Origin of the sequence: Streptococcus sp. 1621, assembly GCF_013276615.1 — a bacterium.
In the GTDB taxonomy this organism is placed as follows: Bacteria; Bacillota; Bacilli; order Lactobacillales; family Streptococcaceae; genus Streptococcus.
On the sequence record NZ_VMLJ01000011.1, the window covers coordinates 127,717 to 132,349 of the forward strand.

The 4,633-nt window shown below is 36.5% G+C and carries 6 protein-coding genes; 3 read left to right on the forward strand and 3 right to left on the reverse strand.

Annotated elements, in window-relative coordinates; translation table 11 throughout:
• Positions 1-216 precede the first annotated feature (216 nt).
• Both HT697_RS02830 and pepA read right to left on the reverse strand, forming a co-directional pair.
• Positions 217-513, reverse strand: coding sequence for an enterocin immunity protein (locus tag HT697_RS02830; protein ID WP_057487917.1), 297 nt, complete (start codon positions 511-513; stop codon positions 217-219).
• Positions 514-532: 19 nt separating this feature from the next.
• Positions 533-1,597: a glutamyl aminopeptidase gene (gene pepA / locus HT697_RS02835; protein WP_164226041.1), complete on the reverse strand. Its 1,065-nt coding sequence runs from the start codon at positions 1,595-1,597 to the stop codon at positions 533-535.
• 317 nt (positions 1,598-1,914) lie between these two features.
• Between pepA and HT697_RS02840 the strand changes: the two genes are divergently transcribed.
• The 3 genes from HT697_RS02840 to galE are packed head-to-tail and all read left to right on the forward strand — an operon-like array spanning position 1,915 to position 4,196.
• Complete coding sequence (locus HT697_RS02840; RefSeq protein WP_164226040.1) at positions 1,915-2,460, forward strand: NAD(P)H-dependent oxidoreductase; 546 nt, start codon at positions 1,915-1,917, stop codon at positions 2,458-2,460.
• Positions 2,461-2,486: 26 nt separating this feature from the next.
• Entirely contained in the window at positions 2,487-3,173 is a 687-nt protein-coding gene (locus HT697_RS02845; protein ID WP_164226039.1) for a triose-phosphate isomerase, read from the forward strand.
• A gap of 24 nt (positions 3,174-3,197) precedes the next feature.
• Positions 3,198-4,196, forward strand: coding sequence for a UDP-glucose 4-epimerase GalE (gene galE, locus HT697_RS02850; RefSeq protein ID WP_173262031.1), 999 nt, complete (start codon positions 3,198-3,200; stop codon positions 4,194-4,196).
• A gap of 292 nt (positions 4,197-4,488) precedes the next feature.
• On the opposite strand, the gene HT697_RS02855 is transcribed toward galE, so the two are convergent.
• The coding region (locus tag HT697_RS02855; protein ID WP_173262034.1) for a membrane protein insertion efficiency factor at positions 4,489-4,633 on the reverse strand (145 nt) is incomplete at its 5' end.

Consider the following 4,633-nt stretch of genomic DNA (forward strand, 5'->3'; position numbering starts at 1 on the left):
TTCGAAGAGTATTAATTTCACCTTACCCTATCTTTCTCATAGCACCCTTCAAACCGCCTATACCCTACCGTTTGACGATTCCTCACTTCGCTCCACTTCCATTACAGAAGTTTCTTCACTACTATTGCTTCAGCTAACTTCTCATGATTCCTTGTTACTACTATCTGAGCGCTCACGAGATAGGTCTTATAAAAAATGCTTTGATCCACAATGGAATCAAAGCATTTTAAAAATCTCCCCATACATAAGCGCAGAAGCTGCGGTTCCTCTGTACTTAGCTTCTTCTCTTTTGATAAAGCGGGCCAAGTTGAGCAACTCAGGTGCCGGATGTCTGGGATTCTTGAGCAATTCACGATTGACCAGACCTGAGAGACGAACTGCCAGCAATTGCTCATTTGTAGTAGGCAGTTTTTTAGCAGTCTCTAGGAGAGCAGCAACTAAATCTTCACTCAAATCATGTCGAGCATGATTGTAAAGATCTTTTACAAGGCTTTCTAGGTTTGGTTCTACCATCCCTACCACCTCCTTAAGTTTAATAATTTTTAATCAAGTCAACCGTTGAACGATCCAATTTTTTCACCAAGGCTTGTAAGAAGGCTTGCGCTTCTAGGAAGTCATCCATTGCATAAAGTGTTTGGTGAGAATGGATATAACGAGCACAGACTCCGATTGTTGTAGATGGGACACCACCATTTTTCAGATGAGCTGCGCCAGCGTCTGTTCCGCCTTTACCACAATAGTATTGGTACTTGATACCAGCTTCTTCAGCTGTTGTCAAAAGGAAATCCTTCATACCTGGGAGAAGCAAGTGACCTGGATCGTAGAAACGAATCAAGGTTCCATCTCCAATCTTGCCTTGACCACCGTAGACATCACCTGCTGGGGAGCAATCAACTGCGAGGAAGACTTCTGGGTCAAACTTGGTTGTAGATGTATGAGCACCGCGGAGACCAACTTCTTCTTGGACGTTAGAGCCAAGATAGAGTTCATTGCCAAGTTTTTGACCTGACATAGCTTCCGCCAACTCGCTAACCATGAGAACACCGTAGCGGTTATCCCAAGCTTTTGAGATGATATTTTTTTCATTGGCTGTCAAGATAGCGGAACTATCTGGGACAATAGTGTCACCAGGACGGATGCCAAAACTTTCTGCCTCAGCCTTGTCCGCAAAACCACCATCAAAAACAATATCTGCAATGGCTGGCATGGTTGGTCCACCCTTTCCACGAGTCAAATGTGGCGGGACAGAACCCGAAATCACAGGAATTTCACGACCATCACGAGTCAGGAGTTTGAAACGTTGGCTACTAACCACCATAGGGTTCCAGCCACCGATTTCTACCACACGGAAGGTACCATCTGGCTTAATCTCGCTGACCATAAAACCAACTTCATCCATGTGAGAAGCGACCAAGACGCGCGGTGCATCTGCAGCTTCTGAATGTTTAATCCCGAAAATACCACCCAAGCCATCTGTCACCACTTCATCTACGTGCGGTGTCAACTTTTCACGAAGATAAGCACGAACAGGTGCTTCATGACCTGAGATCGCAGCAAGTTCTGTTACTTCTTTGATTTTTGAAAATAATGTTGTCATTTCAGTTCCTTCTTTCTTTCATCCATTTTACCACTTTTTATAGGAGAAGGATAGCGGGAAGGTGGATTTCTAAATTAGTATCTTAGTCCTGCTCTATCTTAGAAAAAGCTTGTATTTTCTTGCATGTGAGCTGAAATCTAAGAACTATTCCAAGACAAACCTAATTATAAATAAACGTACAAAAAAATAATTTATAATAAAAACGTTCATATTTTCATGATTTACAGAATATTTTCGGTTGTTTTTCAATTGTTTTCAATAAAAATATTGACAAAAATATTAAATAATGATATTTTTAATACAAGGAGGAATTAAATATGAACATCTTATTGATAAACGGATATCAAAAACATGATTTCTGTAAAGGCGAACTTAACTTTAGCTTATACAATATTTTTTTAAATAAATTACGGCATCATCATAATGTACAGCTATCTTCAGTAGAATCATATGATATTATTGATGAAAGAAATAAGTTTTTATGGGCTGACCTAATTATTTTTCAATTCCCAATTTATTGGTTTAATGTTCCAGGAAAATTAAAATTGTATCTTGATAATGTATTTGAATATGGGCAGTTTTACTCATTTGCTGATAAATATGGAACTGGTGGACTCATGAAAGGGAAAGAATATATTATATCTTCAACATGGAATGCACCAGAATATACTTTTAATGATTCCAATGAATTTTTTAATGGTAAAAGTGTAGACGAAATTCTAATATCATTTCATAAAGCAATGGAGTTTTGCGGATTTACACAAAGAGAAACTTTATCATTTCATAATGTAGTAAAGAAACCTAACTTTGAACAATACAAAGCAAAACTAGAACAATACATTGATGACAAAATTAACAAATAATTAGTTTTAATATTAAAAAGGTGAAAATGTTAACAATATTCAACTTTAAAAATAAATTAAGTATTCATGAACAATTAGATCTGTTAAAACTTTTCAATGAAGGAAATGTTAAAACAGAATTAATTATTTCGCCAATAATACCTGTTAACGACAATGAATATTCTTTTTCAATTGCTTCGCAAAATATTGCTATAAAGGGGCGAAATGTTGGTGATTTAACCTGTGAACATCTCAATTACTATAATATAAAATATGCATTTGTCGGCCATCTAGAACGACAAAAATTCTTAAATGAAACTAAAAATATCATTCGTTCAAAAATAAAACAGACAATAGTTGGAAATATAACTCCTATTATTTGTTTTGGCAAAAATAAAAATTATATTGCTGAGATACATCAACTTTTATCAGGAATTCAATTTCAAGGAAAAGAAATTATTATAGCATATGAAATTCTAAGTGCAACATTGAGTGGAAAAAAGGACTACAGTTTAGAAGAAATTTCTAATCATTTAACTATGCTAAAAAGGTATTTGTTCATATCTAGTCAAATATATAATTTTAAATATAAATTAGTATTTGGAGGAGGTCTACAATGTAAAGACATCCCTGAAATTATTAAATTAGGATTTGATGGAGTATTGATTGGAGATCGAACAAATACGTTATTAGAAGTATTTAATTTTTTAAATCAAAAAGAATTTTCCAACTAGTAAAAAATAAAAAAGGAAAAAATCATGACCAAAACAATTCTTGTTACAGGTGGAGCTGGCTACATTGGCTCCCATACCGTTAAAGCTCTTTTAAATGCTGGCTATCAGGTACATGTTCTAGATAATCTCTCTACAGGAAATCGAGCGGCTGTGGATAGTCGTGCTAGCTTTAAACAACTGGATGTTTATGATGCTAGCGCCTTAAAGGCTTACTTAGAAGAAAATCAGATTGATGCTGTCCTCCATTGTGCGGGTGAGATTGTTGTGAGCGAAAGTATTGAAAATCCAAGCAAATACTTCACTGCCAATGTTGCGGGTATGAACCAAGTTCTCAAAGTCTTATCTGAAGTTGGTATTCAAAAAATCATGTTCTCTTCGACTGCTTCCCTCTATGGTAATAACTGTATTGACAAGCCGGCGACTGAAGATACCCTGCTCGACCCTGTCAACCCTTATGCAGAAACAAAACTGATGGGCGAACGAATGATTTACTGGATGGCCAATCGCTACGACTGGAAATATGTCATTTTCCGTTACTTTAATGTTGCTGGGGCTGAAATGGATGCTTCAAATGGTCTCCGTGTAAAAAATCCAACTCATATCATTCCCAATATCAACAAAACCGCATTGGGACAAAATGATAGCCTCAAAATATTTGGAGATGACTACGATACACGTGATGGTTCATGTATTCGAGATTACATTCATGTCTTGGACCTTGCACAGGCTCATGTTAAAGGGATGAATTACCTCTTTCAAGAAGACAGTTCTTCTCAAATCTTTAACTTAGGAACTGAAAAAGGCTATACCGTCAAAGAAATCTTTAAAACTGCTGAAGAATTACTGAATCAAAAAATACCACACGAAATTGTTGCTCGCCGTGCTGGTGACCCAGCTAGCGTCCTAGCAGACGCAACAAAAGCTAAACAATATCTTGATTGGCAGGCTAGCTACTCTCTTGAAGATATTATTTTATCGGATTATCATTGGCGTGTTAAAGAAGGCAAAAACATTTTAGAATAAATAGCAGAAACATCAATCATAAATAAAAACACAGATAGATGGCACTTGATAAATACCAAGTATCATCTATCTGTGTTTTATACATTAGAATCCAATTTATACTCTTCGAAAATCTCTTCAAAGCACGTCAACATTGCCTTGCCGTATAGATGTTACTGACTTCGTCAGTTCTATCTGCAACCTCAAAATAGTATTTTGAGCTGACTTCGTCAGTTCTATCCACCACCTCAAAACACTGTTTTGAGCAGCCTGCGGCTAGTTTCCTAGTTTGCTCTTTGATTTTCATTGAGTATTATTTTGCATTTCTCTTTAAAGAAAAATGATCCGGTACGGGGTCCTTACCTGTTTTCGACCAGGGATGGCAACGTAAAATCCGAGCCAAGCCCATCAAAACACCCTTGAAGCCATGTTTTTCAATAGCCTCAATCATGTAGTTT